Annotated in this window: 1 protein-coding gene; it reads left to right on the top strand. The window is 47.8% G+C overall.

Translation table 11 applies throughout. From position 1 onward, the window contains the following. Positions 1–743 (top strand): aminotransferase class I/II-fold pyridoxal phosphate-dependent enzyme (locus tag ACM0OS_RS28985; protein ID WP_414546622.1); only part of this gene is annotated, 743 nt, incomplete at its 5' end. Positions 744–816 lie beyond the last annotated feature (73 nt).

The raw sequence follows: 816 nt of genomic DNA on the forward strand, positions 1-816 counted from the left end.
TAAGGGGACAAGGGGATAAGGGGACAAGGGGACAAGGGGACAAGAAGAAAAATACTTCTACCTTCCTACTTCCCCATCACCCCACCTCCCTATCACCCCAAGGTTACGGGTTATTACTCAATAATCCCCACAACCCTACGGGTAAGTTATTCTCACGCGAGGCGATTTTGCCCTACTTGGAGGAGTACGCCTTGGTGGTGGTGGATGAGGCGTTTATGGATTTTGTGTCTCCTGACGAGGAACAAAGCCTGATTGGGGTGGTGCAAGAATATACAAATTTAGTAATATTGCGATCGCTAACGAAATTTTACAGTCTGCCGGGACTGAGATTAGGCTATGCGATCGCGCACCCTGATCGTCTGGCTCAATGGCAGTCATGGCGTGACCCTTGGCCTGTAAACACCCTGGCGGCGGCGGCGGCTATGGCGGCACTCCAAGACCAGGAATTTCAAGCACAAACTTGGCAATGGTTACCACCTGCACGAAACCAACTCTTTCAAGGTTTAGCTGCAATTCCAGGTTTACAACCCCTAGAAAGTACTGCTAACTTCTTACTGGTGGCATCACAACAATCTAGTTTGCACTTGCAGCAACAATTACTCCAGCATCACCAGATTTTAATTCGTGATTGCCTAAGTTTTAAAGAATTAGGCGATCGTTTTTTCCGGGTTGCTGTCCGTACTGTATCTGATAACCAACGCTTATTAACAGCGCTGCATTCAGTCCTGAGTTCTCATCACTAAAGACTTCCCAATACAGAGATGAGAAACATGAGGAAGTATTTTTGTCCCCTTGTCCCCTTGTCCCCTTGTCCCC

The sequence above is a fragment of the Nostoc sp. CCY0012 genome, assembly GCF_963920855.1.
Taxonomy (GTDB): Bacteria; Cyanobacteriota; Cyanobacteriia; order Cyanobacteriales; family Nostocaceae; genus Cyanocohniella.